This window comes from Borborobacter arsenicus, from assembly GCF_003934165.1.
In the GTDB taxonomy this organism is placed as follows: Bacteria; Pseudomonadota; Alphaproteobacteria; order Rhizobiales; family Rhizobiaceae; genus Pseudaminobacter; species Pseudaminobacter arsenicus.
In genome coordinates this window covers 25,157-50,698 of the sequence record NZ_RKST01000017.1, presented here as the reverse complement: position 1 = coordinate 50,698, position 25,542 = coordinate 25,157, and the positions used below count along the sequence as shown (strand labels likewise).

Annotated in this window: 22 protein-coding genes and 2 pseudogenes; 18 read left to right on the top strand and 6 right to left on the bottom strand. The window is 59.7% G+C overall.

What is annotated here, in order from left to right:
• Positions 1–13: 13 nt before the first annotated feature.
• From EET67_RS18505 to EET67_RS18495, 3 genes are all read right to left on the bottom strand, one after another.
• On the bottom strand, positions 14–700 hold the full coding sequence (locus EET67_RS18505) for a GntR family transcriptional regulator (RefSeq protein WP_128627690.1): 687 nt from the start codon (positions 698–700) through the stop codon (positions 14–16).
• 144 nt (positions 701–844) lie between these two features.
• Positions 845–1,450, bottom strand: a complete 606-nt coding sequence (gene idi / locus EET67_RS18500; RefSeq protein WP_128627689.1) for an isopentenyl-diphosphate Delta-isomerase — start codon at positions 1,448–1,450, stop codon at positions 845–847.
• Between the two features lie 13 nt (positions 1,451–1,463).
• Positions 1,464–2,033: a TIGR02444 family protein gene (locus EET67_RS18495; protein ID WP_128627688.1), complete on the bottom strand. Its 570-nt coding sequence runs from the start codon at positions 2,031–2,033 to the stop codon at positions 1,464–1,466.
• Between the two features lie 151 nt (positions 2,034–2,184).
• On the opposite strand from EET67_RS18495, the gene EET67_RS18490 reads away from it, so the two are divergent.
• The 5 genes from EET67_RS18490 to EET67_RS18470 all read left to right on the top strand — a co-directional run bounded on the left by EET67_RS18490 (position 2,185) and on the right by EET67_RS18470 (position 6,945).
• Positions 2,185–3,576 carry a UbiD family decarboxylase gene (locus EET67_RS18490; RefSeq protein WP_165899960.1) on the top strand — a complete coding sequence of 464 codons (1,392 nt, stop codon included), beginning with the start codon at positions 2,185–2,187 and terminating at the stop codon, positions 3,574–3,576.
• 33 nt (positions 3,577–3,609) lie between these two features.
• Positions 3,610–4,626, top strand: a complete 1,017-nt coding sequence (locus EET67_RS18485) for an ABC transporter substrate-binding protein (RefSeq protein WP_165899959.1) — start codon at positions 3,610–3,612, stop codon at positions 4,624–4,626.
• A 38-nt stretch (positions 4,627–4,664) separates the two neighbouring features.
• Positions 4,665–5,465, top strand: a complete 801-nt coding sequence (locus EET67_RS18480; RefSeq protein ID WP_128627685.1) for an ABC transporter ATP-binding protein — start codon at positions 4,665–4,667, stop codon at positions 5,463–5,465.
• Positions 5,462–6,265, top strand: a complete 804-nt coding sequence (locus tag EET67_RS18475; RefSeq protein WP_128627684.1) for an ABC transporter permease — start codon at positions 5,462–5,464, stop codon at positions 6,263–6,265. Before EET67_RS18480 ends, EET67_RS18475 begins: the two co-directional genes overlap by 4 nt.
• Positions 6,266–6,360: 95 nt before the next feature.
• A complete protein-coding gene (locus tag EET67_RS18470) occupies positions 6,361–6,945 on the top strand; it encodes a UbiX family flavin prenyltransferase (RefSeq protein ID WP_128627683.1) in 585 nt (194 codons plus the stop codon).
• A gap of 28 nt (positions 6,946–6,973) precedes the next feature.
• Here the strand turns inward: EET67_RS18470 and EET67_RS18465 are convergent, their stop codons facing one another.
• Positions 6,974–7,300, bottom strand: coding sequence for a hypothetical protein (locus tag EET67_RS18465; protein WP_128627682.1), 327 nt, complete (start codon positions 7,298–7,300; stop codon positions 6,974–6,976).
• 309 nt (positions 7,301–7,609) lie between these two features.
• Between EET67_RS18465 and EET67_RS18460 the strand changes: the two are divergent.
• The 9 genes and pseudogenes from EET67_RS18460 to EET67_RS18420 form a co-directional block, all read left to right on the top strand.
• Positions 7,610–7,852 (top strand): annotated as a pseudogene (locus EET67_RS18460) (IS110 family transposase); the annotation flags it as partial.
• 77 nt (positions 7,853–7,929) lie between these two features.
• Positions 7,930–9,099 (top strand): IS110 family RNA-guided transposase, encoded by a 1,170-nt coding sequence (locus EET67_RS18455; RefSeq protein WP_245451043.1) that lies wholly within the window; start codon positions 7,930–7,932, stop codon positions 9,097–9,099.
• Between the two features lie 281 nt (positions 9,100–9,380).
• Positions 9,381–10,187, top strand: a pseudogene (locus EET67_RS18450) (IS110 family RNA-guided transposase); the annotation flags it as partial.
• A gap of 308 nt (positions 10,188–10,495) precedes the next feature.
• Entirely contained in the window at positions 10,496–11,527 is a 1,032-nt protein-coding gene (locus EET67_RS18445) for an IS110 family RNA-guided transposase (RefSeq protein WP_128627681.1), read from the top strand.
• A 765-nt stretch (positions 11,528–12,292) separates the two neighbouring features.
• The gene (locus EET67_RS18440; RefSeq protein ID WP_128627680.1) at positions 12,293–13,462 is read left to right on the top strand and encodes an alpha-hydroxy acid oxidase; all 1,170 of its coding nucleotides are present in this window, start codon (positions 12,293–12,295) and stop codon (positions 13,460–13,462) included.
• 182 nt (positions 13,463–13,644) lie between these two features.
• Positions 13,645–14,703 (top strand): TRAP transporter substrate-binding protein DctP, encoded by a 1,059-nt coding sequence (dctP, locus tag EET67_RS18435; protein ID WP_128627679.1) that lies wholly within the window; start codon positions 13,645–13,647, stop codon positions 14,701–14,703.
• 15 nt (positions 14,704–14,718) lie between these two features.
• Complete coding sequence (locus EET67_RS18430) at positions 14,719–15,270, top strand: TRAP transporter small permease subunit (protein WP_128627678.1); 552 nt, start codon at positions 14,719–14,721, stop codon at positions 15,268–15,270.
• Positions 15,267–16,553, top strand: coding sequence for a TRAP transporter large permease (locus tag EET67_RS18425; RefSeq protein ID WP_128627677.1), 1,287 nt, complete (start codon positions 15,267–15,269; stop codon positions 16,551–16,553). The genes EET67_RS18430 and EET67_RS18425 overlap by 4 nt, the downstream gene beginning before the upstream one ends.
• Before the next feature lie 69 nt (positions 16,554–16,622).
• Positions 16,623–17,231 (top strand): glutathione S-transferase N-terminal domain-containing protein, encoded by a 609-nt coding sequence (locus EET67_RS18420; protein ID WP_245451064.1) that lies wholly within the window; start codon positions 16,623–16,625, stop codon positions 17,229–17,231.
• A 55-nt stretch (positions 17,232–17,286) separates the two neighbouring features.
• Here the strand turns inward: EET67_RS18420 and EET67_RS18415 are convergent, their stop codons facing one another.
• The gene (locus EET67_RS18415; protein WP_128627675.1) at positions 17,287–18,228 is read right to left on the bottom strand and encodes a LysR family transcriptional regulator; all 942 of its coding nucleotides are present in this window, start codon (positions 18,226–18,228) and stop codon (positions 17,287–17,289) included.
• A 283-nt stretch (positions 18,229–18,511) separates the two neighbouring features.
• Between EET67_RS18415 and EET67_RS18410 the strand changes: the two genes are divergently transcribed.
• From EET67_RS18410 to EET67_RS18400, 3 genes are all read left to right on the top strand, one after another.
• A complete protein-coding gene (locus tag EET67_RS18410) occupies positions 18,512–20,308 on the top strand; it encodes a hydantoinase B/oxoprolinase family protein (protein WP_128627674.1) in 1,797 nt (598 codons plus the stop codon).
• 1 nt (position 20,309) lies between these two features.
• A complete protein-coding gene (locus tag EET67_RS18405; protein ID WP_165899958.1) occupies positions 20,310–22,373 on the top strand; it encodes a hydantoinase/oxoprolinase family protein in 2,064 nt (687 codons plus the stop codon).
• Positions 22,374–22,500: 127 nt separating this feature from the next.
• Entirely contained in the window at positions 22,501–23,703 is a 1,203-nt protein-coding gene (locus tag EET67_RS18400) for a LeuA family protein (protein WP_128627672.1), read from the top strand.
• 75 nt (positions 23,704–23,778) lie between these two features.
• Here EET67_RS18400 and EET67_RS18395 read toward each other — a convergent pair whose 3' ends face one another.
• Complete coding sequence (locus tag EET67_RS18395; RefSeq protein ID WP_165899957.1) at positions 23,779–24,207, bottom strand: nuclear transport factor 2 family protein; 429 nt, start codon at positions 24,205–24,207, stop codon at positions 23,779–23,781.
• Positions 24,208–24,459: 252 nt separating this feature from the next.
• Between EET67_RS18395 and EET67_RS18390 the strand changes: the two genes are divergently transcribed.
• Positions 24,460–25,518, top strand: a complete 1,059-nt coding sequence (locus EET67_RS18390) for a LacI family DNA-binding transcriptional regulator (protein ID WP_128627670.1) — start codon at positions 24,460–24,462, stop codon at positions 25,516–25,518.
• Positions 25,519–25,542: the final 24 nt, after the last annotated feature.

Below are 25,542 nucleotides of genomic sequence, written 5' to 3'. Positions count from 1 at the left end.
GTCTCAGGATAGCTCAGGAAGAGCAATCATTCTTGATATCCAGAAAATCCGTTGCAGAAAGAAGAATTTCTGTTGTTTTGTTAAAGTGGTCTGAAATCAGCGATGCTATCTTGTTCTCGTCGCGTTCCATGGCTGCGTTAAACAACTCGCGGTGCTCAGCATTCAGATCGCGTTCGGTACGGGGCAATTGTACGGCCAAGCGGCGATACCGCTCCCATTGTGTGTAGAGCGTATCGCGGATGCGCAGCAGCCAACTGTTGTCGCACGCGGCCACCAATGCGCCATGAAATTCGTCATGAGCGCTTGCGAAGGTTTCGGACGCACGCTTCGGGTTCCCCTCGTCAAAAATCGGCGTCTTTGATACTTTGTGGAACGCGGCTACCAGATGTGTCTCCCAGCTGAGATCACCGTTACGCAGCGAACGACGAAGGCAACTGATTTCAATCTCGATCCGTACAGGTGTGAGGTCCTTCAGGTCTTGCACCGATATAGGTGCAGCGCGAAACCCGCGTTGCTGTGTGGCGATTACCAGGCCTTCGGCGGCCAGCCGGGAAAGTGCCTCTCGAACAGCGCCCAGGTTCACATCGAGACGGTTTACAGCCTCGTTCATGCGAATGCGTTCGCCAGGTACAAGCCGGCACGCCAGCAGGTCGGCACGCAACTGCTCATAAGCAATCTGTGCTTGGGTAGATTCTGACATCGGATGACATCTTTCCCGTTCGACAAGTAGGCATAGAAAATCGATTAAGTAGCATAGAATCGATCTTATACAACCGGCCGAACATTGGCTTGGACAAACGTAGGAGGGCCTGACACTGAACCGACAGGGGCGTCTGTTCGGGCTTTAAATGTTTACTACCGTGAGGTCGTGAAAGCCAAAATCGACCGGCCTAGCTCGGCGCGAGATCGTGTCTGTCATGAAACGCCTGATATGCGGACCGAACAGGCGCATATACAGCTTGAACCATGGCGTGTAGTCAGCCCGAGCGAGGGTGGCATTACGGAAGGACTCGGTTCTGATCGCGGACACCTCGATGTCGTTTGGTTGGATCGCTTCTGAATACTCTGCACAGTAAAGTTCAACGCGCTCATACTCGATCAGGCTGCCGCAAGCGCTGGTAGGAGCCGGCACGAAAGCACGATAGCGGACGGTTCCAAAGTGCGAAGGCTGGCATCGTATGCCCAACTCCTCCTCCAGCCGCCGGACAACTGCCGTTTCATTGGTTTCATCAGGATAGGGATGACTGCAGCAGGCATTCGACCAGAGACCCGGTGCGTGATATTTGCTGGCGGAGCGCTGCTGCAAAATGTGTCGTCCCTGCGGATCGACAAGAAGAATTGAAATCGCAGCGTGGTAGCGACCCTCCTGATGTGCCGCAAGCTTCTCCATCGTGCCTATCGGTGCGTCGGTGGCGGGGTCAAGAAGTACAACTTCGCTGTCTTTTTTCATCGCTCGATTCCAATTACGCTGCTGCACTTACCATCAATGAAATCGCCTCGGCCGCGCGGCGATCAAGCCGAAAGGCATCTGTCTTCCCGATCTTTCTGGCGAAGTGATCGACGATGATTTTCGCGGTCGCCGCTATGTTTGGTGCGGAGGAGACTGGTTTTGCATCGTCCAGCCATTTCATTATGATGGCCTGCTCCAATTGTTCGGCGCGAAGTTCGATTTCCTTGATTTTGTTGCGGATAGTCTCGCCTGACACCCCGAGCGGCATGTCCTTCAGTCGCCGGCGTGAAACCCGCAATGGTAAAACAACGCACTCGCGAAACTCACGGATCTCCTCGTCGAGCAGCGCAATATCCGTGCCCGTCAGGCCAATATCCAACCGGGCTGCGCAATAAAGGCCAAGAAGCAAGATATTGACGTCTACGCCATAGGTGTCTTGGAGGAGCAGACAAGCCGCAGGGACGCCCTCCTTGCGGTAGAGGGAGAGCGAATACGCCCAATGCGGGCCGCTCTCCACAAGGTCGTCAATCGGCTTGCGGTCACCTCTTCCTCCGGTCTGCTCAACTCTACCTCTGCGATCCATTCAGCATCCCTTTCCGCAGGACGGGAGCATCCCGTCCAACCGCCGACATAATGCGCCATTTCAAAAAAATCAATTTTATGGTTGAATTTCATTTTTATCCTAAATATGCTGTGTTTAGTAAGATAATCAGTTTTGTGCTTGGAGCCATATATTGACCATCGATAATCAAAGCCTCAGGGGCTTCCTTCACCACGTCGAAACCAGGTTTCCCCATGAGCTTTTGCGCATCAAAGGCCAGGTGGATACGCATCTGGAAACCACGTCTGCGGTCTTTGAACTCGACCATGCCGGCAAAAGCCCCGTGGTGATCTTCGAGAACGTCGCCGGGCATTCAATGCCGATCGTGACCAACATCGCGGGTAACAGAACGCTGTTGGCATCGTGCCTTGGCGTCGAGCCTGCAGACATTGCGGACGCATTTCGTGAACGGAGCCAGAAACACATTCCGTGCGAATTGGTGTCGAAGGGAGCTTGGGATGAGGTGGTGATCGAAGGGGATGATGTTGATCTTACCAAACTGCCGATCCCTCATCAGTTCTCAGTAGATGCGGCCCCTTACATTACTGCCGGCCAGGTGACGGCCAGGGATCCCGTCACGGGAATCGATACGACTGGATTTCACCGCCTTATGCTCAAGGGAAAGAACAAACTTGGCATCTCCCTCCATTCTCGCCGCCGGATGTACGAGTTCCATCGCAGGGCGGAGGAACAGGGCCAATCGCTGCCGGCGGCGATTGTGATAGGCAATCATCCGCTCCATTACATGGGCTCGATGGTTTATGCCTATCCGCCGAATGTGCGTAAGTTCGAGATCATTGGTGGGCTTTTCGGAGAGCCTTACCGGCTGGCCAAGTGCGGTGTTGGCGACCTCGAGGTGCCAGCCGGCGCAGAGATAGTCATCGAAGGCGAAATCCTTGCCAATGAACATGAACCGGAAGGGCCGTTTGGTGAGTTCACCGGCTATGCCTCGTATCGAAGCACGCAAAACATTTTCATAGCCAAGCGCATAAGAATGCGCCGGGACGCTTACTTCCATAGCGTCGTGGCAGGAATGTCGCGCGACCACATCCTGATCTCCTGTATCACGCGCGAGGGCGAGATTTTGAACGCTCTGCGCAAAAACATCCCGAATGTGAAAGCCGTCCACGTACCGCACAAGACTTGCGGTGCCTTCATGGCGATCGTGTCGATGAAGAAGGTGTCTGAAGGCGAGCCGAAAATGGCGATGCTGTCAGCGCTTGGGACGGAACTTTATACGAAGTACGTGGTGATGGTCGATGAAGACGTCGACATTTACGACATGGAAGACGTGATGTGGGCGATCGCCACAAGGGTCCGTGCGGAAAAAGATATCATCATGGTTCCTGGCGTCAAATCCGCGATCATCGACCCGACGTCGGATCCCGTGACCTTCACGGTTACCAAAATGGGGATCGATGCCACGGCGCCCACGGAGGCGGGCTTTGCCGAGCGGCTGACGATTTCGGATGAGCAGCGTGCACGCGCAAGATCGATTTTGGAGAGTGCCAATTTCAGCCTGTGACTAATCAGCATGATTAAAGGGAGGAGAACCATCATGCGAAGCTTTCTGCAGATTCTTTCTGCTGGCGCCGTCATTGCGTCGTTGGTTACGGCGCCAGCGCTTGCCGACACAAAGATAAGATTCACCCTCGATTGGATTCCTGGTGCAACCCATGGAGCGTTTCTTATCGCCAAACAGAAGGGCTACTACAAGGAAGAGGGACTCGATGTAACGATCGATCCTGGTAAGGGATCTGCGGAGGTGGTCCGTCAGATTGCTGCAGGCGTCTACGACATCGGATTTCCAGACATCAACGTCCTTATGGACTTCAATGCGAAGAATCCGGAACAGGCGTTCCCGGCCGTCCTGAGCGGATATGAGGAAGCTCCAGCCTCGATTTTTGTCTTGAAGTCGAGCGGGATCGAGGAACCCAAGCAACTTGAAGGCAAGAAACTCGGATCTGCCGCTCACGATTCAACCTTCAAGCTTTTCCCGATCTTCTCCGAAATTAACGGCATAGATATGTCGTCGGTCCAGGTGGAATATATTGATCCCCGCCTTCGAGAAACTTTGTTGGCACAAAAGTCGGTCGACGCGATCCCTGGCCAGGTTTTCAATTCGCTGCTGGAGTTGAAGGCCAAAGGCGTTCCGGAGAGTGAGATCAAATACTTCATGTATAAGGACTACGGTCTCGAACTATATTCAAACTCCGTCGCCGTCTCACCTGCATTCATGAAAGAGAACCCGGAAGCTGTTCGCGGGTTCATTCGCGCGACGATTAAGGGAATTCGCGATCTGGTGAAAGATCCAGAGGATGGTGTGAAGGCGGCCCTTGCCTATGAGCCTTTGCTCAATGCGGACATTGAACGCGAGCGTCTTCGGGTCGCAATGGAATGCTGCATCATTACCGACACCGTGCTGGAAAAGGGCTATGGCGATTTCGATCGTGAGCGCCTGCAGAAGGACATTGACCTGATCTCCGACGCATACAAATTGCCCCGAAAGCCGTCTCTCGACGAAATGTTCGATCCGTCGTTCCTGCCACCGCAAAGTGAAAGACTTGTGAAGTAAGCACACTTGCCGCGCACATACAGGATAAGGCAGAGGCGATGAGTTTTATCGAGATATCAAACGTTGATCTTGTTTACGGAAAGCCCGGTGAAAAGAGTACGGTGAACGATACATTGGCCGTATCCGACACCAGCATAACGATCGAGGACGGAGAATTCCTGGCCCTGGTAGGTCCGAGCGGCTGTGGAAAGTCCACCTTGCTTAAACTCATTGCGGGCCTCATCCGTCCGAGCAGAGGCTCAGTCAAAGTGAGCGGGCAGGAGGTTACCTGCCCGCTCAAGATAGTGGGGATGGCCTTTCAGAACGCTACCTTGCTTCCCTGGCGTAACATTCGCGACAACGTCATGTTGCCACTGGAAATCGTCGAGCCGTACCGCGGCAGACACAGGCAGGACCGGGCAAAAAACCGGGAGCGTGCCGATATTCTACTTGAGAAGGTCGGTCTTGCCGGCTTTGCTGAAAAGATGCCCTGGCAACTTTCCGGGGGTATGCAGCAGCGTGCCCAGCTCTGTCGCGCGCTGATCCACGAACCGTCCATTCTGCTTCTGGATGAACCGTTCGCCGCCCTCGATACGTTTACGCGTGAGGATCTGTGGGGCGTTTTGCAGGAACTCTGGGAGTTCCGAAAGTGCACGATCATCATTGTCACCCACGAGCTTCGCGAGGCTGCTTTCCTGGCAGGCAAGGTCAGCGTCATGAGTTCGAGACCCGGGCGTATAATCAAGACGAGCTCGGTCGATATTCCTCGCCCCCGCACGCTTGAGACGACGTTCGAACCGCAGTTTGTCGAGTTGGTCCAGGATCTGCGCCACCACATAAGTTTAGGGAAGACATCATGATCGGGCATCTGTGTGAAAGGTTTGCGCCCTGGCTGACCGCAATGGCGGCAGTCCTGCTCTGGTGGGCCATGGTTCTGGTATTCGACGTGCCGAACTATGTGCTTCCTTCGCCGTGGGAGGCCATTGCTGCCCTCTATGAGTATAGATTTGCGCTGTCTGTGCACGGCTTATCCACCCTATGGACTACTTTCATGGGTTTCGCAGTCGCCGTTGTCGTCGGCATGATATTGGGAATTCTGGTGGGATCTTCCAGGCTTGCATATCGTGCGCTTTACCCTCTGTTGATCGCCTTCAACAGTGTGCCCAAGGCCGCTTTGGTCCCGATCTTCGTCATATGGTTTGGCGTGGGGAAGGTTCCCGGAGTTTTGACGGCGTTCATGCTGTCGTTCTTCCCCGTGGTCGCGAACGTCGCAACTGCTTTCGCAACCATAGAGCCGGAGCTGCTTGAGGTTATGCGGTCGCTGGGCGCCACAAAGCGGGATATTACGCTGAAAGTGGGAATCCCCCGCTCGCTCCCCTATTTCTTTGCCTCGCTCAAAATCGCGATCACGTTGGCGTTCGTCGGAACGGTGATTGCTGAGATTGTGGCCGGCAACAGCGGAATCGGTAACGTCATGCTGGTTGCCAGCTCAAACTTCAACGTGCCGCTGGTGTTTGCTGCGCTTATCGTTGTCAGCATTATGGGCGTTGGAATGTATTCCGTCTCCGATTTCATTGAACGCCGGCTCACCTCATGGTCGGTGCGCCCCCAAGGGGCAGCGGTGGCGGATCGCGGACAACTCGCTTCGGCCGGAGCTTGATGCTGGGCCGTCGGCACTGACGGCGGCCCACACCACCCAAAACATAAACCAAGGGCTTCAGGTGTACCGGCAGCACGTGCCGGGAGGAATGCGATATGGCATATTCAAGGCTCGTCGTGGCCATTACCGGTGCCTCTGGCGCCATCTATGGTCAGCGGATACTTCAAGCGCTCAAAGTGGCTGGCGTCGAGAGCCATCTGGTCATCTCACGATCCGCGCAGATTACGATTGCACACGAACTGGGCATGAGTCCGGCTGCGCTATCGGCAATGGCCGACGTCACTTACCGGATCGATGACATTGGAGCGGCCATTTCGAGCGGGTCGTTCCGGACGGATGGGATGGTCGTTGCACCATGCTCCATTCGGACCCTGTCCGAGATTTCATCCGGGGTTACGTCCAGCCTGCTCTCCAGGGCGGCTGACGTGGTTCTGAAAGAGCGTCGGAAGCTGGTGCTTCTGGTTAGGGAAACGCCCCTTCATCTCGGTCACCTTCGTACCATGACGCAGGTGGCGGAAATGGGTGCGATACTGATGCCCCCGGTGCCGGCGTTCTACGCGCGGCCGGAGAGCATCGAAGACATTGTGGATCATACGGTGGGTCGAGCGCTGGATCTTTTCGGAATTGAAACCGGAAGGATCAAGCGCTGGGGCGAGGACGTCGCGATCGGAAGATCCTGACGCGGCATGGCCACGTACGCATGCTCGTCTACAGGCACGCGCAATAGGTTACTGCGTGTTCGTTCTCGATAAAAGCATACGTCGCAAGAAAAACTGAAGGGTTTTTCTGTTGCTCTGCTTCTGAAGGTTGAAATGAATAGGAAGCCGCATACCGAGAAGGAAATTCTGAATAAGCTTCATTGCGCAGACCTGATGATAAGCGACGGAAAATCGGTACTGCAAGCGATTCGTGCCATAGGGATTTCAATGGCGACATACTATCGCTGGCGAAGAATGGAAATTGAACCAATAGATCAGAACAAAGCGGTTTCTTCACAGCCGCGACGCTGACGCGCCGCCAGTGCAGCAGCAACAAAGATGTTGGCCTCGCCCACCCGACAAGTTAACGAGCGACTGGCTCTCTACGGCTTTCGCGATGTTTGAAGGTTTCCTGCGGAAATCGAGGGCATAACAGTCGATGACTGTCCTAGAGTAGCTGGACTGGACCTTCTGAAACCGCTTCTGCTCGTCCTGCGATCCGCCCGGCCGCTTGTAGTTGGAGTACGTAACGCGGGTGCCCTCCTCGGTAAACTCGGCCTGACCTGATGTGGTGGACGGCCTCCGCTCCCGGCATCGCAATGTGCCAAAGTGTGGCTGTCGAAAGTCACATGAGGGAGAGCCGTCCATGGAGAAGATTACCACAGTTGGGCTGGACATCGCCAAGCATGTCTTCCAGGTCCACGGGATCAATGGTGCTGGCGCGATTGTGAGCCGCCGCAGGCTGCGCCGCGACGATGTCGTTGGATTCTTCAGGGCACTGCCGCCGTGCCTGATCGGCATTGAGGCTTGCGCGACCGGACACCACTGGGCTCGGGTTCTTATGGCGCTGGGCCACGAGGTTCGGCTGATGCCCGCGTCTTACGTCAAGATTCCATGAGGAGGAGACCGGCACCCTTAGCTCTGAAAGGATAGGGGCGCCCAACTTTCTCGATGGAGATCCTCGCCATGCAGACTGCCAGGAAGACTGCCACGCATACGATTGCGCCCGTTGAGTGCGGCGCGATTTTCGTTTCTCTGGAACTCAGCCGCTCGACCTGGCTGGTCACCGCCCTTGCAACGCCCGTGGGCTCCAAGATGTCGAGACACCAGGTGCGTGGCGGGGATATGCTGGGGCTGCTGGAGCGGTTCTCGGATCTGCAACGCAATGTCCAGCACCGGACCGGCCAGATTGTTCCGGTGATCGTGATCCAGGAAGCCGGGCTGGACGGGTTCTGGATTCACCGTGCCTTAGTCGCGGAAGGGGTCGAGAGCCACGTTGTTGACCCAGCCTCGATCGCGGTTTCGCGCCGGCATCGCCGCGCCAAGACAGACCGGATCGACGGAGAGGCGCTTGTGCGCACGCTCATGGCGTGGAAAAGGGGCGAACCACGGGTATGTTCGATGGTTTGCGTACCGACACCGGAAGAGGAGGATCGCCGGCGTGTCTGCCGGGAACTGAAGACTCTCATCGGCGAGCGCATCCGTCATGTGAACCGGCTGAAGGGCCTGTTCTTCGCACAAGGGATCGACGAGTACGAGCCTCGGAATAAGGACCGCCGGGAACGGTTGGAGAATCTGCATACCGGAGATGGGCGGGCACTTCCGAAGCACCTCAAGGCGCTAGCCCTGCGTGAACTTGAAATCATTGAGTTGCTGAACCAGCAGATCGAGGCCGTGAAGGCAGAGCGTGATGCCCTCCTGGAGCAAGCTCCGGTCTCCGATTCCGCACCGGAGCCGGTTCGGATGCTGCTTGAGCTCAAGGGCATTGGCGCCGGTTTTGCCGGCGCCTTGTGGACCGAAGGCCTGTTCCGGCAATTCGCGAACAGGCGGCAGGTCGCAGCGTATGCCGGTCTTGCGCCTACACCATGGAAGAGTGGCACGATCAACCACGAACAGGGTGTCTCCAAGGCGGGCAATCCCCGTCTGCGCGCCATCGCCGTGGAAATGGCCTGGCTTTGGCTGCGTCATCAACCCGACTCGGCGCTTGCGCGATGGTATCACGAAAGGGTCCGTCGGCTCGGCCCGCGCACCAGGAAAGTCACGATCGTCGCCCTGGCGAGGAAACTGCTTGTTGCTTTGTGGAAGTATGCGACCAGCGGCGTGGTGATCGAAGGCGCCAGAACGAAGACCGTCTGACTGTCGACCTGGAAACCTGCAATCAATTCCACCGGAACCTGATCAGTTCCGGCGGATCCGGGGGGACGAACCGGCGTAGGGTTTGGCCTTACACGCCGTAGTTAAGAATGGTCCCGTCCTCCTGAACCCTGTCCGCAGGATGCGGAATGATGGTGCGGCCAACATCCCTGGCGACCGTATGTGAGCTTGAGCGCGCAGGTCAGTTTCGACGCGCGTTCCGTCGAAGGGTTCGGCCCCGGGATCCGAAATCCGCGGAGAAAAACATGACTTGAACAAACAGCTTGATCCAGCTCTCCTCATGTGAGCCTTACGTGAAGCGGCAGAAGAATGACGCGACGGATGCCGAGGCGATCTGCGAGGCAGTGGCGCGGCCGACGATGCGCTTCGTTCCTGTGAAGAGCGAGGAGCAACAGAGTGTGCTGATGCTACATCGGGTGCGCGAGCTTCTGATCCGGCAGCGGACAATGTTGGTGAACGCCTTGCGCGGCCACCTGGCAGAGTTCGGCATCGTGACGCGACAGGGCATTGCCGGCGTCGGAATGCTGATGGCGTTGGTCGAAGACGATGATCGCGATCTTATCCCGCCGCTTGCGCGGTCGGCGCTTCTTCCGCTGATCGGGCAGTTGCGGGAGGTGCACGAGAAGGTCAGCGAGATGGATCGCCAGATTCATGCTTGGCATCGCTCGAGCGAGCTGAGCCGACGGCTCGAAACGATCCCTGGAATCGGCCCAATCACCGCCAGTGCGATCACCGCGACAGTGGTAGACGCGTCGCTCTTCAAATCCGGCCGGCAGTTGGCGGCGTGGATAGGCCTGGTGCCGCGGCAGAACTCATCGGGTGGCAAGGACCGCCTCGGAAGGATCAGCAAACAAGGCGATCCCTATCTCCGTCGGCTTCTTGTCGTCGGAGCGCATGCGGTCCTCCGCTTCAGCCGCAACGGCAAAACCGCGCCGACGCGCTGGGCTGCCGAGCTCCTGGCGAAGAGGCCGTATAATGTCGTCGCTGTTGCCCTGGCGAATAAAATGGCGCGGATCGTCTGGGCATTGATGACGACGGGCAGGCGCTTTGAGGCCGCCGTCGCCCTTTAACCCGGTCGCGGAGGATGCAGAAATTGGTGAGGTGCTGATGGTGTGATGGCGAACGGTCGAGCCGGGATCGGAGAAACCCGATCAATGGGTGCCGCTTGAAAGCGCGTTGACCTGTCTGGGATCCGATCAGCGGACTACATCAGGGCCAGCGGCATGAATGCGCCGCAATCAAAGGCCGTATACATGCCTGCACCCGACCAATCGTTAGAAGCGCCGAAAAGCCCTTGCCACGCGGAGGCCAATGGTATGGACCCCGCCCTCCCGGCGAGGTGGAATCTCGAACGTCAACTGCGATGAAGGAGGATGTCATGCAGGTCGTTCGGATAGGTCTGGATTTGGCGAAATATGTTTTTGCGGTTCACGGCGTCGACAGCCACGGGAAAGTCATAGTGCGAAAGACGTTGCGTCGTGATGCGGTGGCCCGTTTCTTTGCCAATTTGCCACCGTGTCTGGTCGGGATGGAAGCTTCGAATGGAGCGCACTATTGGGCAGGAGTGCTCACCGATCTCGGTCACGAGGTACGGCTGATTAGCCCTCAGTTTGTGACGCCGTATGTGAAATCCAACAAAAATGACCGGAATGATGCGGAAGCCATCTGCGAAGCGGTCGGCCGGCCGTCAATGCGCTTCGTGCCGCCGAAATCCGTCGATCAGCTGGCGGTGCAGGCGGTCCATCGCATTCGTCGGCGCTTGGTCGCTGATCGGGTCAGGCTCGTCAATCAGGTTCGCGGTCTTCTTTCGGAGCATGGGATCGTCATTGCTCGTGACATCACACAACTGCGACGCGGCCTCGCCGAAATTGTCGGGGACAGCGCTGATGGCCTCAGCGAGCTGGTTCGGTCGTTGATGAGGGAGTTGCAGGTGGAAATGGCCGAGCTCGATCATCGCATTGCAAGCTATGACCGGCGGATACTGGACATCTTCCGCCGCAGCGAGCAGTGCCAACGCCTCGGCAAGATCGAAGGCATCGGCCCAGTGACAGCGACAGCCTTGATCGCCGCCGTGGGCGATAGAACCTGCTTCAAGAACGGTCGCCAGTTCGCGGCTTGGCTGGGGCTCGTGCCGAAGCAGCGATCGAGTGGCGGACGGGCCCGATTGTTCGGCATCAGCAAACGCGGCGACCGATATTTGCGCACGCTAATGATCCATGGCGCTCGCGCCGCTCTGGGGCGTGCTGGCGGCAAGCAGGATCCACGGAGCCTGTGGCTCGGCAAATTACGGCAACGGCGACATCCCAACGTCGCGGCCGTCGCGCTTGCCAACAAGAACGCACGGATCGTGTGGGCCATGCTCTCCGGTGACACATTCTACGAACGCGGGTTGTCGGTGAAAGCGGCCTGAGGTCAAGACTGCGCAGAAGGAAAGAAGGAGGATCTCCCCCGACAATTGCAACAAATGGCAGGAGATGGCGAAACGGTCACCCCGTCGCTTCCCGAACCTGGTGTGTGGACCGGCATGGCTTCGACCAATGTCTGGGGGCCGTTGAGGTGGAAGCGAGCGAATACCCATCGGGGCTCGCGGCGAAGAGTATCGAGCCGCATCAGGAAGCCGGATATACGTCAGCAGTTGTGACCGTTGATCCTAATTCCGCCGGCCTGTTGCAATCGGGCGGGGTCCATATACGTCCATACATGCCACTGAACTTTCATCCAGCGGCGGTTAGAGCCTCGGCCGTTTCTGTTACGCCGTAGGGCGCGGGTTGAGCAACCGGTGGAGACGCGAAGCCCTTATCGAGCGGAGCGCCGAAGACGGTTGCGGTGAGAGTTCCGGTGAAAGCCGCCGGGGTCAAAACGACGCGCGTTCTCTGTTGCCCGGCCTATGGACAAAGCGTATCGGGCCACCTCGGTGTTGGCATCAACCGTATGGTTGAGACCGAATCCAAAATTGCCCCTCATCGGCTGTGTCCCACACATCGTCGTGGTGATTGATTTTAGTCGATGTTATCGCTAACATAGCGCTATGTTCTGCCTTTGCACAAAATGGAAAACGGATCAGGCAAATCTCCAAGTGATCAAAATTGCGGGCGTGCATGGTCGGGCTTGACCGTGCCGCGGCTGCGCCACCACGGCGGCCGCCAAACCCGTTCCCCCAAACGAAAGTGACACAATGCGATTTCTCACGTCCGTGGCCGGCAGCCGATCAGCTTACTCCATCGAAGATCTGCGAAGCAGGGCGCGGGACCGTTTACCGCGCGCCGTTTTCGACTTCTTCGACGGGGGAGCGGAAGATGAGCGCGCACTGAGGGCGAATCGGGCAGCCTATGCCGGGCATAGGCTGGTGCCTTACGTGCTGCGCGACGTATCCGAGATTTCGGTTGCCAGCGACATTCTCGGCAAGCCATCGGCGCTTCCCCTCGCGGTCGGGCCAACTGGGGCGGCCGGCTTCGGCTGGCGCAAGGGCGACATCGCCATTGCCCGCGCCGCCGCCAAGGCCGGCATTCCTTACGGCCTGTCGACTTCGGCCACGGCTTCCATCGAGGAGATCGCTGCGGCCATTCCGAAAGGGCGGCGTTGGTTCCAGGCCTATATCTTGAAAAATCGTGCCTTTACCGAAAAGCTGATCGCCCGAGCGCGGGCGGCGGGCTTCGAAGCGCTGATGATTACGGTGGATCTGCCCGTCGGCGGCAAGCGCGAGCGGGATTACCGTAACGACTTTTCGATCCCGTTCCGCTTCACCCGCCGCAACCTTCTGGACTTCGCGCTCCATCCGAAATGGTCCCTGCCGATGCTGCTGCGCGGCGTGCCGAAGATGCCCAACCTAATCGGCCTGGATGCGACAGCTACCGATTCCAAGGCGCTGGCCTCCTCCGTCGGCCGCAACTACGATCCTTCATTCGATTGGGACGACCTCAGGCGGGTGCGGGACCTCTGGGACGGCAAGCTGATCGTCAAGGGCGTGATGCGTGTGTCCGATGCGGAACGCGTAGCGAGACTTGGCTGCGACGCGCTGGTGGTGTCGAACCATGGCGGACGCCAGCTCGATGCCGGCCTTGCCACATTGGACGCATTGGGTCCCATTGCCAGCGCCGTCGGCAGCGAACTCGAGGTCATGGTCGATGGCGGCATCCGGCGGGGAACCGACATAGTGGTGGCGCTGGCCCTCGGAGCGAAGGCGGTGCTGATTGGGCGGCCGACACTCTACGGTATGTGCGCTAATGGCGAGGCTGGCGCGATCCGCGCGCTCGATATTCTGCACGATGAGTTCCGCCGTACCATGCAGTTGTGCGGACTAACGTGCGTATCGCAAGTCTCTTCCGATATATTCAGAACCGATTGAAACGCATGGCTTTTTCGGGGAGTGAAGGCGGCCGTGGCGGTCGGATTCCGGCTGTGGCTACCGGCCATTTTCTGCCGCCGGGTTCACTCCAAACAATTCCTGATAGGCCATATCAACATGTCTGATTTGACTTATCGCGGCTGCTCTTCAGTTTGCGAGCAAGGCAAACCTAGGGAGTGAACATGAAAAACAGACACTTGGCCGCAGGGCTTTTCCTTGCCCTGACGACATCTTTCGCGCAAGCCGGCGATGTTCCGGAACAGAGCTTTAAGGTCATTGGCACATGGGGAAATGCCTCCATGTACAACGACTACGAAGCGCCATTGTGGAACGAGGCGATCCCGCAGGCTTCGGGTGGCAAGATCACAGCCGACATGCAGGCGATCAACGATCTTGGCCTCAGCGGCTCCGAAGCCATCAAGCTTTTGTCGACCGGCGCTTATGATGCCGGCTTCGCCCTCTATGCCTACATCGTTTCGGGCGATCCGATTTTCGAGGGCTTCGACCTGGCGCTTGTCTCGCGCAGCGCGGAGGACCAGCGCAAGGTGGTCGAGGCCCACTCGGCAGTGATCGAGAAGGCCATGGCGGATGTGCACCGCCTGAAGCTCGTCACGAGCTATCCTTTTCCGCTGCCGGTCATCGCCTGCCGTGATGAGTTCAAGAGTCTCGCGGATCTGAGGGGCCGCAAGATCCGCGTCTTCGCTACCACCCAGGGCGATATGGTCGAGGGCCTTGGCGCCGTCAGCGTTTCGATACCGCTGGCCGAGGTCCCGACTTCGCTGCAGCGTGGCGTCGTCGATTGCGCGATGGCCAGCGCCATCGCGATGTACAATGCCAAATGGTTCGACGTGGTGAACTATCTCTACGAGATGCCCATCGGCGGCGCCATAGGCTTCCTGGGCATGACCAAGTCTCGTTGGGATCAACTGGACGGCGAAACGCAAAAGCTCCTGGACGAGCAGGCGCGGCTCTTTTCCGAAAAGACCTGGGCTGCGACACATTCCGACGAACAGCAGGGAATCGCCTGCCTGACCGGTGAACGCCTCGACGGGCCGGAGTGCCAGCATGGCGAAGCGGCGAAGATGACCCTGGTGCGCACGAGCCCCGAGGATGCGGAACTGCGCCAGACGGTCCTGAACGATTTTGTCCTCAAGCGCTTCGCCGAGCGTTGCGGCGCCGAATGCACCGCCTCCTGGAACCAGACCGCCGGCGCTGCAGTAAACGTCACCATACCTCAATAAAATAGGCGTGCTCTCATGAGCAAAACATCTGAAGACGCGCCCCGTTTCGTGGAACGGGGCGCCAAAATTATGGTCTGGATTTCCGGATCGGCCTTGATCCTCATGTCATTCGTGATCACGGCCGAAACGCTGGTTCGCAAATTCGCCGGCTTTTCGCTCGGCGGGGTTCACGAGTTCTCCTCCTATCTTTTCGCGATCTGCTCGGCCTGGGCCTTCGGTTGGGCGCTCATGCAGGGGGCGCATATCCGAATTTCGGTATTGCGCGAGAAATGCAGCCCGCGCGCCAAGGCAGTGCTGGATGTGCTGGCGTGGGCGGCATTCCTGCTTGTGTTTGTCGCCATCTCCTACCGCGCGATCGAACTTGCCTGGGAGTCCTATGTCACCAATGCGCGCTCACCGACGCCCAGTCGAACGCAGCTTTACATTCCTCAGGCCCTGTGGGCGCTCGGCCTTGCCAGCGCCGTCATCATCGCGCTTCATCTTGGCATCCAGGCGGTACGCGAAAGGTCCACGCGCGTCTTTGCACCGGCCGATGAGGTCGAGGCCGAACTGGAGCATCTGAAATGATCACCTTTGGCCTGATCCTGCTCCTTGCGCTGCTGGCGCTTTCGGTGTCCGTGACGGCAGCTCTCGGGGTCTTGTCTTTCTCGCTGGCGATATTCTTCACGCCGATCCCGCTGGACCGGATGCTCGGCGATGTCGCCTGGCAAAGCATGGCCTCGGAATCGCTGGTAGCCATTCCCTTCTTCGTATTGCTGGGCGAGGTGATGGTGCGCTCGGGCCTGGCAGAGCGCATGTATGCAGCGCTCGTCGAATGGCTGTCCTGGCTGCCGGGGGGCACGATGCATGCCAATATCGGCGCCTGTGCTCTCTTTGCTGCGACCTCCGGCTCGAGCGTCGCCACCGCTGCCACCATCGGCACCGTCTCTATCCCGGAGATAAAGCGCCGAGGCTATGGCGAACGCCTGTTCCTCGGCTCGCTGGCGGCTGGCGGAACGCTCGGCATCCTGATCCCGCCCTCCATTATCCTGATTATCTATGGGGTGTTGACCGATACGTCCATTCCCCGCCTCTATCTTGCCGGAACCATACCCGGCCTGGCGCTGGCAGTCATGTTCATGCTGACCATTGTGGTGGCCTGCTGGTTGCGTCCGTCGATGTCTGGCATACCGCCGGTGACCAACTGGTCTCGCCGGATCGCGGTGCTTCCCGATCTGCTGCCGCCATTGTTCATCTTCGGGTTGGTGGTGCTGACGATCTATGCTGGCATTGCCACCCCTACCGAAGCGGCGGCATTCGGCGTGGTTGGGGCGCTGGGTCTTGCTTTCCAGGCAGGCTCATTGAACCTGAAGATGCTGCAGGCCGTCGTGGAGGGCACGATGCGCACCACCGCAATGGTGGTAGCGATCGTCCTGACATCGACCATTCTCAATTTTGTGCTCACATTCCTGGGCATATCCAAGAACATCACCGCCTTCATCCACGGCCTCGATATCGGTCCTGTCACGCTGATGCTGATCCTGGTGGCCTTCTATCTGGTACTGGGCTGCTTCCTTGAAGGCATGTCGATCATGCTGATCACCGTGCCGATCATCGTGCCGGTCGTCGTGGCTGCCGGCTATGACACCATCTGGTTCGGCGTCGTCATGACGCTTTTGCTGGAGGCGGCGCTGATCACGCCGCCGGTGGGGGTCAATTTGTTCGTCGTGCAAAGTGTGCGTGGGCGCGGGTCGCTTGCCGATGTCATGATCGGCGCGGCACCCTTTGTCCTCACAATAATGTTGATGATCGGCCTCCTGCTCGTCTTTCCGGGGATAGCGCTGTGGCTGCCCACATGGGCCTATCAGTGATTTTTTAGGCATTAACGGAGGCTGCCTGAGTCCGGCAGCCTCGCAAACAGAGATATTGCAGTGACGATAATGAAGATGCGGCTGCTTGGGTCGCCAACCTCTCCTTTTGTCCGCAAGGTGCGGGTGCTGATCCACGAAACCGGGTTCGAAGACCGGGTTCTGTTCGACCGGATCGTGCCGCGTGACCGCGGCAACGATCTGCGCGAACACAACCCGCTCGGCAAGGTGCCTGCTCTTGTCACCGGAGACGGGCTCAGCCTGCTCGAGTCGTCCCTGATTTGTGACTGGATCTGCCAGGAGCTTCCGGGGGCAGGCCGTTTCCTGCCCCCACACCGCCGCTGGGCCGTGCTGACGACGCAGGCGCTTGCCGACGGCCTGCTGGAGGCTGGCCTGTTGATGCGCTCCGAAAGTCTGCGGCCGGAATCGGAACAGTCGCCGGACTGGATCGCCCGGCAGCTCGAGAGGGTTCAGGATACGCTGGCCAACCTGGGTGGAAACATGGCGTGGTGTCAGGATGAGCCGGATCTGGGTCAAATCGCTGTTGCCTGCGCGCTCGGATGGCTGGAATTTCGCTTCCCGGAGGTGGGGTGGGTAGCCGATGATTCAGACCTCGCCGGCTGGTATCGCGATTTTGCCACGCGCCAATCCATGGTTTCGACGGCGCCCGACAAGGACTGACGCAAAGCCGGCACGCCGCCCAACGGTCTTGTTTATTTTTGCGATGCGCGGAGCCTCAGGCCAGAGGTTCCGGGGCGGCGGTATCATCCGCTGCCTTGCCATACTGCGACAGGTCTTCGCGCAACGTGTCGATGAAGGCCTCCGCCGCCTTCGACAAGAGCTTCTGCGAATTGTAACAGGCGATCAGCTTGCGCTTGATGACCGGTTCTGCGACCGGCAGCGCCTGGAGATCGAACCGGTCCAGCAGGTCGGCGATGGCATGTCCCGGCAGCAGGGTGGCATAGCCGTTGCGGACCAGTTCAAGCACGGTTGCCAGCGAATCGATTTCCAGGACGGGCTTCAGCGTGACCCCTGCTTCTGCAAAGGAGGTGTCGATCAGCCGGCGTAGCAGGTTGGGCTCCGATGGCAGGATGACGTCGAGCGCGGCAAATTCCCGGCCGTTGATAGAGCTTGCCCGAATCTTCGGATGATTCTTGGCCGCCACCGCGAACAGTTCCTCCTCGATCAGGGGCCGGCTGAACAGTTTCGTCTCGCTATACTCGTTGGTGAGCACGCCGATATCGATCTCGCCGCTTTCGAGCCAACTGACGATGCTGGAACTGTATCCCTCCAGGATGCGTAGCTTCACCTCGGGAAATCTCTCGCAGTAGCGTCTTACAATGCGCGCCATCGTGCCGAGTGACAGGGTCGGCGGAACGCCTACAGCTATATCACCCATGACGCGGCCATTGGCGCCGACAAGGAAGTGGTGCGCGGTTTCGACATCCTCCATGACGCGCAGGCAGATCTTGTAGAAGTCGCGTGCGATCTCGTTGGGCAGCACGCCCTGGCTGGTCCGGTCGAACAGCGTCAGCCCATATTCCGCTTCGAGCTTGCGGATCTGCATGCTGACGGCCGGTTGCACCACATGCAGCCGCTCCGCCGCACGCGTGATGCTGCCTTCTTCGAACAGGGCGATGAAATAACGGATCTGGCGAAGGTCCAGGGTTATCAGCATGCGAGCCTCTCCTTCGTCGGTTCCGACCGACCACGCATCACGTTATCGCAGTTCTTTGCCTTCTGGCGGCAATGGCAACGTTTCAATGCGCGCCTCGGCCGCTTTGGTTCTGCGCTATCGACGATCCTCTTGCAGAGTGAGTAATTTTCCGGACCTCTCCGGTCAAGGCCGCATGCGGCCGCCACCATAATCGCGGGCAATGGCTGTCATCAAAAACTATGAATGGCCCTCGGCCGGGCCACCGCACTAGTAAGGCGTATCCAAAGGCAGAAATGGAATCCCGATGCTGACTGCAAATGATACCGACACGAGCGAAGAGCTCGATCTCTTTACCATGGTGGTGCTGCGGCGCAGGTTCGAGGCCATCATCCGCGAAATGGTCAATGCATTGTTCAAGTCCGGGCGCTCCGGCGTCCTCAACACGGCAATGGATTTCTCTTGCAGCCTGACAGATGCGGATTTCCGCTCTGTCAGCGTGGCGCTCGGTCTGCCCGTCCATGTTGGCGCCATCGAACTGATCCCGATGGCGGTCAAGGAAAAGTTCGGCGAGGCGATTCGACCCGGCGACTGCTTCGTCAACAACAGCGCCTATCATGGCAACACACATTGCGGCGACTTCACGCTTTGCGTGCCGGTATTCATGGACGATGAGCTTGTCTTCTACTGCATCGCGCGGGCGCATTTCGGCGACATGGGCTTTCCCACGCCCACGACCTATGGTCCGGATTGTCGCGACGTCTATCAGGAAGGTCTCAAGCTTCCGTGCCTGCGCATCCAGCGGGACTATCAGGACGTGACCGAGGTGACCGACATCTGTCGCGCCAATATCCGCTCGCCCGAGCAGTTCTATGGCGACTATCTGGCCTGCCTGGCGGCGGTGCGCACCGGTGAGAAGCGCCTCAAGGAGCTTTGCGGCAAATATGGTCGCGACGTGGTCCTGGGCTTTCTCAGGAAATACCAGGATTATGCCGAGACGATGTGCGTGGAGGCGATCCGCAAGCTGCCGGCCAGCAGCATCAGCCGCACCGTCCGCTACGATTCCATGCTTGCGGACTATCTGGACGGGATTCCGCTCACCGCGAAACTGACGATCGAACCCGATGCCGGCGAAATCCATGTCGACCTGACCGATAATGTCGACAACCTGCCGCTCGGCATCAATATGAGCGAAAGTACGGTGCTGGCGACCTGCCGCATGAACGTGCTGGGCCAGCTTGGCTCCGACATTCCGCGCTGCGCGGGTTCCTTCAAACGCGTCAAAGTCAAGATGCGTGAGGGCTCGGCAATCGGAAAGCCGAAATTCCCCGCCGCAACTTCGTCGGCCACCACGCATCTGTGCCACCTGCTCGGATCGCATATCCAGGCGCTTTTTGCCGAGCTCATCGACGGCACCGGCTCGGCCTATGGCACGATCGGCCTGCCTGGATCGAGCTCCGTCGTCAGTGGTGATGATTTCCGCTATGACGGGCGCCGTTTCGTCAATCAGGTGATCATGGGCTACTGGGGCGGGCCGGCGCTGGCGCGCCACGATGGCTGGCTGACCTATGGCAGCGTCTCCTCCCAGGGAATCCTGTGGCAGTCGAGCGTCGAGGTCGTCGAGCAGCAGCAACCCATTCTCGTCGAGGCGCTGTCCATCCGCGAAGATGGCGGGGGAGCGGGCCGCCATCAGGGCGCGCCGGGTGCCTACTGCGTCTTCGCCAGTCGAGACAATCCCGTCACCTTCTCGCTTGGCGCGGCGGCACGGCAGTTTCCACCGCTCGGCGTACGTGGCGGCGAGGCAGGTGCGGCGACGCAGGTGAGCATGCGTCGCAAGGACGGCAGTGAGATCGAATTGCCGTCGACTGGCGACGTGGTGATCCAGCCGGGAGAGGCACTGGTCTCGCACGGTCCCGGCGGCGGGGGTTACGGCAGCCCGCTCGAGCGCGACCCGGCCAGGGTGCTGAGGGACTACCGCGAAGGCTGGATCTCGCGGTCGAGGCTGGAAGAGACCTATGGCGTCGTGCTGACGGGGCAGGACGGGATCGACACGGTGGATGCGCCCGCAACCGCGGCGCGCCGGAAGGAAATGGGAGCAGCCTGACATGGCCTATGAAATCGCAGTCGATGTCGGCGGAACCTTCACCGACCTCGTCATCAAGTCGGATGCCGGCATGGTCAAGGGCGTCAAGTCTCCCACGACGCCGGGCAACATCATCGACGGCACGATCAACGCGGTTGCCCGGGCTGCGGAAGCGCTCGGCCTGAGTCTCAGAGAGGTGATGGGCGACTGCCGCAAATTCGCCTTCGGCACCACCACAGCGACCAATGCGGTACTGGAAGGCAAGGGCGCCAGGACCGGACTTCTGTGCACCCGCGGCCACCGCGACGTGCTGCTCATCCGCGAGGGTGGAAAGGACGACACCTATAATGTAGAGGTGGATTATCCCGGGCCCTATATTCCCCGCCGGCTGACGGTGGAGATCGACGAGCGCATCGATGCGGAAGGCGGGGTCGTTAAGCCGCTCGACGAGGCGCAGGCACGCCGGGCGATCCGTGAGCTTCTTGACCGGAAGGTCGACGCCATCGCGGTGGCCCTGATCTGGTCCGTGGCCAATTCCGTTCATGAGGAGCGCCTTGCGGCCCTGATCGAGGAGATGGCCCCTGGCCTGCCATACAGCCTGAGCCACAAGGTCAGTCCCAGCATCCGCGAATACCGGCGCACCTCGGCGACCGCGCTTGACGCCTCCCTGAAGCCGATCGTCAACGAGGCGGTGCGCACGCTTTCCGGGCGTCTTGCTGCTGAAGGGTTCAAGGGCGTGCTCACGCTGGTGACGTCGAGCGGTGGCCAGACCTCGCCGCAGGATGTCCAGGCAAAGCCCATCTATCTTTGCTTTTCCGGTCCTTCGGCTGCGCCGGAATCGGGGCGGCGTTTCGCGCGCCTCGAAAATATCGAGGGCGGCAACATCGTCACGGTGGATATGGGCGGCACCAGTTTCGATGTCAGCATCGTCACCGGCTGGGAAATCCCCACCCATCGCGACGGCGTCATTGCCGGGCACTCGTTCGGCGTGCCAAGCGTGGAGGTGCTAACGATCGGCGCTGGCGGCGGCAGCCTGGCGCGCGTCGATGCCGGCGGCTTCGTCCATACCGGGCCGGAAAGTGCCGGCTCGCGTCCGGGGCCTGCCTGCTATGGCCGTGGCGGCATCCGCGCCACCGTGACTGACGCCAATGTCGTGCGCGGTTACCTCAACCCGGAGACCTTTGCCGCTGGAACCATGACCCTCGATGCCGAGGCGGCGAGGACCGTGCTGCGGCGGGACGTGGCCGAGCCGCTGGGAGTAGAGATCGACGAGGCGGCAGAACTCGTCTGCGTCACCTGCGATCAGTCGATGGTGGGGGCGATCGAGGAGATCACCATCAAGCGCGGCATCGACCCGCGTGAGTATGTCATGGTGGCCGGCGGCGCGGCGGCCGGGCTCCATGCCGTGGCCATCGCGCGCGAACTCGACATCGCGGAAGTGATCGTGCCGCGCTTTGCCGGGGTGCTCTCGGCCTTCGGCATTCTGACCAGCAACGTCCAGAACCAGTATGGGCGCAGCGTCTTCACGCGATCCGACGCCTTTGACTTCGATGCGGTCAACCGCAATCTGGCGGAACTGAAGGCAGAAGCGGAAGCCTATCTCGCCCGAATGGGTGTGGAAGGCCAGCGCCGCTGCCTCGAGTTCACGGCAGAGGCTCGCTACCAGGGCCAGGTCTGGCAGCTGACCTTGCCGCTGCAGACCGACCGCTTCGCCGATGCAGGTGACGTGGCGGCCATGGTGGAGGATTTCCACCGCCTGCATGAGCGCCTCTACAATGTGCGCAGCGCCGCCGATGTCGTGGAAATCATCGAGATCAACGTCAAGGCGATCGGTCTGGTGCCTGAGATAACGCTGTCGCAAAGCGAAAGAGGCAATGGCGAGCCGCGCCCCTCCGGCGGGCGCTCCGCCTTCTTCCGCGATGCCGGCCGCATCGAAAACGTGCCGGTCTATCAGGGCGAAGCGCTTCGAGCGGGCCATGTGGTGGAAGGCCCGGCGCTGATCGAGGAGCCGCTGACGGCCATCGTTGTTCCGCCCGGCGCTGTCGCGACCGTATCCGAGTACGGGAACTACCGGATCAGAACCTGAACCGATCAGGTCCGCGCAAACGGACGCGCGGACATGACTCCGACAAATGCGGGAACGGTCCAGCGCTTGCGGGCGCCGCTCCCTTTCGTTTGGCCGCTGAGGCCGCCGCAATGAAAGGTATCCAGAGATGCAATTCACTCCCGAAAATGGCCGCTGGCCGAGTCCCTTCAACACCGCTGCCGAGCTTTCGCGGCTGAACGGCCGCACGATCCGGGTTGCGGATTGCACGCTGCGCGACGGCGAGCAGCAGGCCGGCATCGTGCTTGATCGCGACGACAAGGTAGAGATCGCCAGCGCGCTGGAGGAGCTCGGCGTCTATGAGATCGAAGCCGGAACGGTGGCCAGCAGCGAGGAGGATCGTGAAGCGATCGCGGCGATCTGCGAGCTCGGCCTGAAGGCCAAGATCAGCGTGCTTTGCCGGGGGCTCGAGGCCGATATCGATATGGCCGCGAAACTTGGCGTGTGGGGCGTGCGGCTGAGCTTTCCCATCAGCGACATCGAACGCGAATATAAGCTTAAGGGCATCAGCGAAGCCGACTATATCGCCCGCATGCTGGCGCTGATCGACTATGCAGCAAGCAAGAACCTCGCCGTCGTCTACAGCCCGTTCGACACGACCCGCGCCAATCTGCCGTTCCTGCGCAAGGTGGCGGCGGAGCTCGCCCGCCGCGAGGCTGTCGATCGCCTGCGCATCGTCGACACCACCGGCTGCGCTCTGCCCGAGGCGATCCGGCTCATCGTCGAGAACGTCAAGGAAGCGGCGCCGGGATTGGCGATGGAAATTCATTGCCACAACGATTTCGGCCTTTCCTGTGCCAACACGCTGGCCGGCGTGATGGCTGGCGCCGACTATGTCTCCACCACGATCAACGGCATCGGCGAGCGCTGCGGCAACGCTTCGACGGAGGAAGTCGTCATGGCGCTGGAAGTGCTGTGCGGTTATGATACCGGCATCCAGCTTTCGCGCCTCAAGGAAGTGTCGGAGCTGGTGGACAGGCTGAGCGGCATTGCCGTGCACGCCAACAAGGCGGTGGTCGGCTATAATGCATTCCGCCATGAGGCGGGGATGGTGGTGGCCGGTGTGCTGAAGAACCCCTACACGGCCGAATCCTACGATCCGGTGCTGGTCGGCCAGAAGAGGGACATCCTGCTCGGCAAGAAGAGCGGGCTTGTTTCGGTCAAATACAAGGCCGAGAAGCTGGGCCTCGATCTGACCGAGGCGCAAATGGCGCAGATGCTGCAAACCATCAAGCAAGAAGCCGTTCGCCTGAAGCGGGCCGTAACCGACGCGGAATTCGTCGCCCTGGCCAAGGCCGAAATACAGGGTTGATCCCGTGCGGATCGGCGGGCGCAGCTCCCGCCGCTTGCCGGCAACACGGCCGCTTGCCGAAGAAGGCGGCCGCCTCTATTTGCGTTCGAAGACAATCTCGCCGATCCGTTCGACGATGCGCCACCCGTCCGGCGTGCGCACGAAACGGTCATGATAGTCGCCGATCAGCCTTGCGCCCGCAAGTGGAGCGGGCTCGCCCTCGGCGACGGGACCTTCATCAACGAAATACGTCAGGACGCAAAAGCCCCTTGCCTCGTCGGGGCTGAGCACATCCACTAGGCAATTGCTGATCACGTGCCGCGAAACGCGGTGTCGGGGACGGGACTCAAGATAGGCTCGCACCCCTTCATGACCGTTAAAGGTCGTCTGGCGCGGCCTGTAGACGGTGTCCTGCGTGAAAAGGGCGATCACCTCGTCATAGCGACGCAGGTCGAGATTGACTGCGAAGGCCGTAACCAGTCGCGTGCATTGCAATTCGATTTGCATCCTGTCTTCAGGCGTCATTGCTTCCTGTCTCCGTGGAATCTTTGTTTGCTTGATGGAGTGCGGCGGCATCCCTTGAAATCCTGGATTGCGTTAGCGATAACATGGCAAAGCGATTTCGTATCGTGGCCATGCGGTCGGGATGGGATTTTTCGCTTTGCAATGAAAGGCAGATTGCGCAGCGTTTTGCGCCCGCAATTGCGTTGGAAGAGTGGATGGAGCATTGGCGGCGATACTGTTTGGCCGCAACTGCTCGGGCGGGGATGAGATGCTATGACCATTAAAAGTCGCAAGCCCGGCAGCAAAATGGCGCGCCCTCCAGCGCGCGCCCAAGGCAGCATGGCGACCATGGCGGACGTCGCGCGCTTGGCCGACGTGACGACGATGACAGTGTCGCGCGCGCTTCGCACCCCCGACAAGGTGTCGCCGGAAACGCTGGAGCGCATCGAGAAGGCGATCCGCATGTGCGGCTTCGTTCCGAACTATGCGGCGCGCAGCCTGTCGTCCCAGCGCAGCCAGGTGATCGTCGCCCTGTTCCCAACCATGATGAATTCCGTCTTCTCGGGAACCATCCAGGCGATCTCGAAATATCTGTCGGACAATCATTACCATCTGCTCCTGGGCGAGACCGACTTCGACATCCACAAGGAAGAAGACTTGCTGTCGGGCTTCGTCGGCTGGCGCCCTGCCGGTATCGTCATAACCGGTGGCGCCCATACCTCCAGGACCAAGGAGCTCCTGGCAAATTCCGAGGTGCCGGTGGTGGAGGTCTGGAACAAGCCGCGCTATCCGCTGGATGTTAGCGTCGGCTTTTCGAACGCTCAGGCCTCCTATGAAATGACGCGATCGCTGCATGGCTGGGGGTACAGGCGCATCGCCTTTGTCAAGATCGATTCGCCTCACAATGACCGCGCGCGCCAGCGCCTGGAAGGCTATCGCCGTGCGGTCGCCGAACTCGGGCTCGATGCCGATTCGCGCCTGGAGATTCAGGTCCAGTTCGGCATGCATGCGGGTAGCGAAGCCATGCGGCACATATTGACGGAACTGCCAGATGTGGATGCGGTCTTCTGTTCCTCCGACACATTGGCCGTCGGCGCTCTGATGGAAGCCCAGCGCAACAGCAGGAAGGTGCCGTCGGACATTGCCGTGGCCGGCTTCGGCGATGTCGAGCTTGCCGCGGAGCTGGTCCCCTCGCTCACCACGGTGCATGTTCCGCGCGTCGAGATCGGCCAGCGTGCCGCAAGCATTCTGCTCGAGCGCATCGCCGGCCGCTACGAGGGACCAGCCGTGGTGGATTGCGGTTTTGAGATCGTCAGGCGCGAGAGCGCCTGACGGTTCTTGCCGGGCGGGCCGTGC

Bases quoted from the DNA above. Each gene is read 5' to 3' on its own strand.
- EET67_RS18505 (WP_128627690.1), bottom strand. From the start codon at position 700: ATGTCAGAATCTACCCAAGCACAGATTGCTTATGAGCAGTTGCGTGCC.
- idi (WP_128627689.1), bottom strand. From the start codon at position 1,450: ATGAAAAAAGACAGCGAAGTTGTACTTCTTGACCCCGCCACCGACGCA.
- EET67_RS18495 (WP_128627688.1), bottom strand. From the start codon at position 2,033: ATGGATCGCAGAGGTAGAGTTGAGCAGACCGGAGGAAGAGGTGACCGC.
- EET67_RS18485 (WP_165899959.1), top strand. From the start codon at position 3,610: ATGCGAAGCTTTCTGCAGATTCTTTCTGCTGGCGCCGTCATTGCGTCG.
- EET67_RS18480 (WP_128627685.1), top strand. From the start codon at position 4,665: ATGAGTTTTATCGAGATATCAAACGTTGATCTTGTTTACGGAAAGCCC.
- EET67_RS18475 (WP_128627684.1), top strand. From the start codon at position 5,462: ATGATCGGGCATCTGTGTGAAAGGTTTGCGCCCTGGCTGACCGCAATG.
- EET67_RS18470 (WP_128627683.1), top strand. From the start codon at position 6,361: ATGGCATATTCAAGGCTCGTCGTGGCCATTACCGGTGCCTCTGGCGCC.
- EET67_RS18455 (WP_245451043.1), top strand. From the start codon at position 7,930: ATGCAGACTGCCAGGAAGACTGCCACGCATACGATTGCGCCCGTTGAG.
- EET67_RS18445 (WP_128627681.1), top strand. From the start codon at position 10,496: ATGCAGGTCGTTCGGATAGGTCTGGATTTGGCGAAATATGTTTTTGCG.
- EET67_RS18440 (WP_128627680.1), top strand. From the start codon at position 12,293: ATGCGATTTCTCACGTCCGTGGCCGGCAGCCGATCAGCTTACTCCATC.
- dctP (WP_128627679.1), top strand. From the start codon at position 13,645: ATGAAAAACAGACACTTGGCCGCAGGGCTTTTCCTTGCCCTGACGACA.
- EET67_RS18430 (WP_128627678.1), top strand. From the start codon at position 14,719: ATGAGCAAAACATCTGAAGACGCGCCCCGTTTCGTGGAACGGGGCGCC.
- EET67_RS18425 (WP_128627677.1), top strand. From the start codon at position 15,267: ATGATCACCTTTGGCCTGATCCTGCTCCTTGCGCTGCTGGCGCTTTCG.
- EET67_RS18420 (WP_245451064.1), top strand. From the start codon at position 16,623: ATGAAGATGCGGCTGCTTGGGTCGCCAACCTCTCCTTTTGTCCGCAAG.
- EET67_RS18415 (WP_128627675.1), bottom strand. From the start codon at position 18,228: ATGCTGATAACCCTGGACCTTCGCCAGATCCGTTATTTCATCGCCCTG.
- EET67_RS18410 (WP_128627674.1), top strand. From the start codon at position 18,512: ATGCTGACTGCAAATGATACCGACACGAGCGAAGAGCTCGATCTCTTT.
- EET67_RS18405 (WP_165899958.1), top strand. From the start codon at position 20,310: ATGGCCTATGAAATCGCAGTCGATGTCGGCGGAACCTTCACCGACCTC.
- EET67_RS18400 (WP_128627672.1), top strand. From the start codon at position 22,501: ATGCAATTCACTCCCGAAAATGGCCGCTGGCCGAGTCCCTTCAACACC.
- EET67_RS18395 (WP_165899957.1), bottom strand. From the start codon at position 24,207: ATGACGCCTGAAGACAGGATGCAAATCGAATTGCAATGCACGCGACTG.
- EET67_RS18390 (WP_128627670.1), top strand. From the start codon at position 24,460: ATGACCATTAAAAGTCGCAAGCCCGGCAGCAAAATGGCGCGCCCTCCA.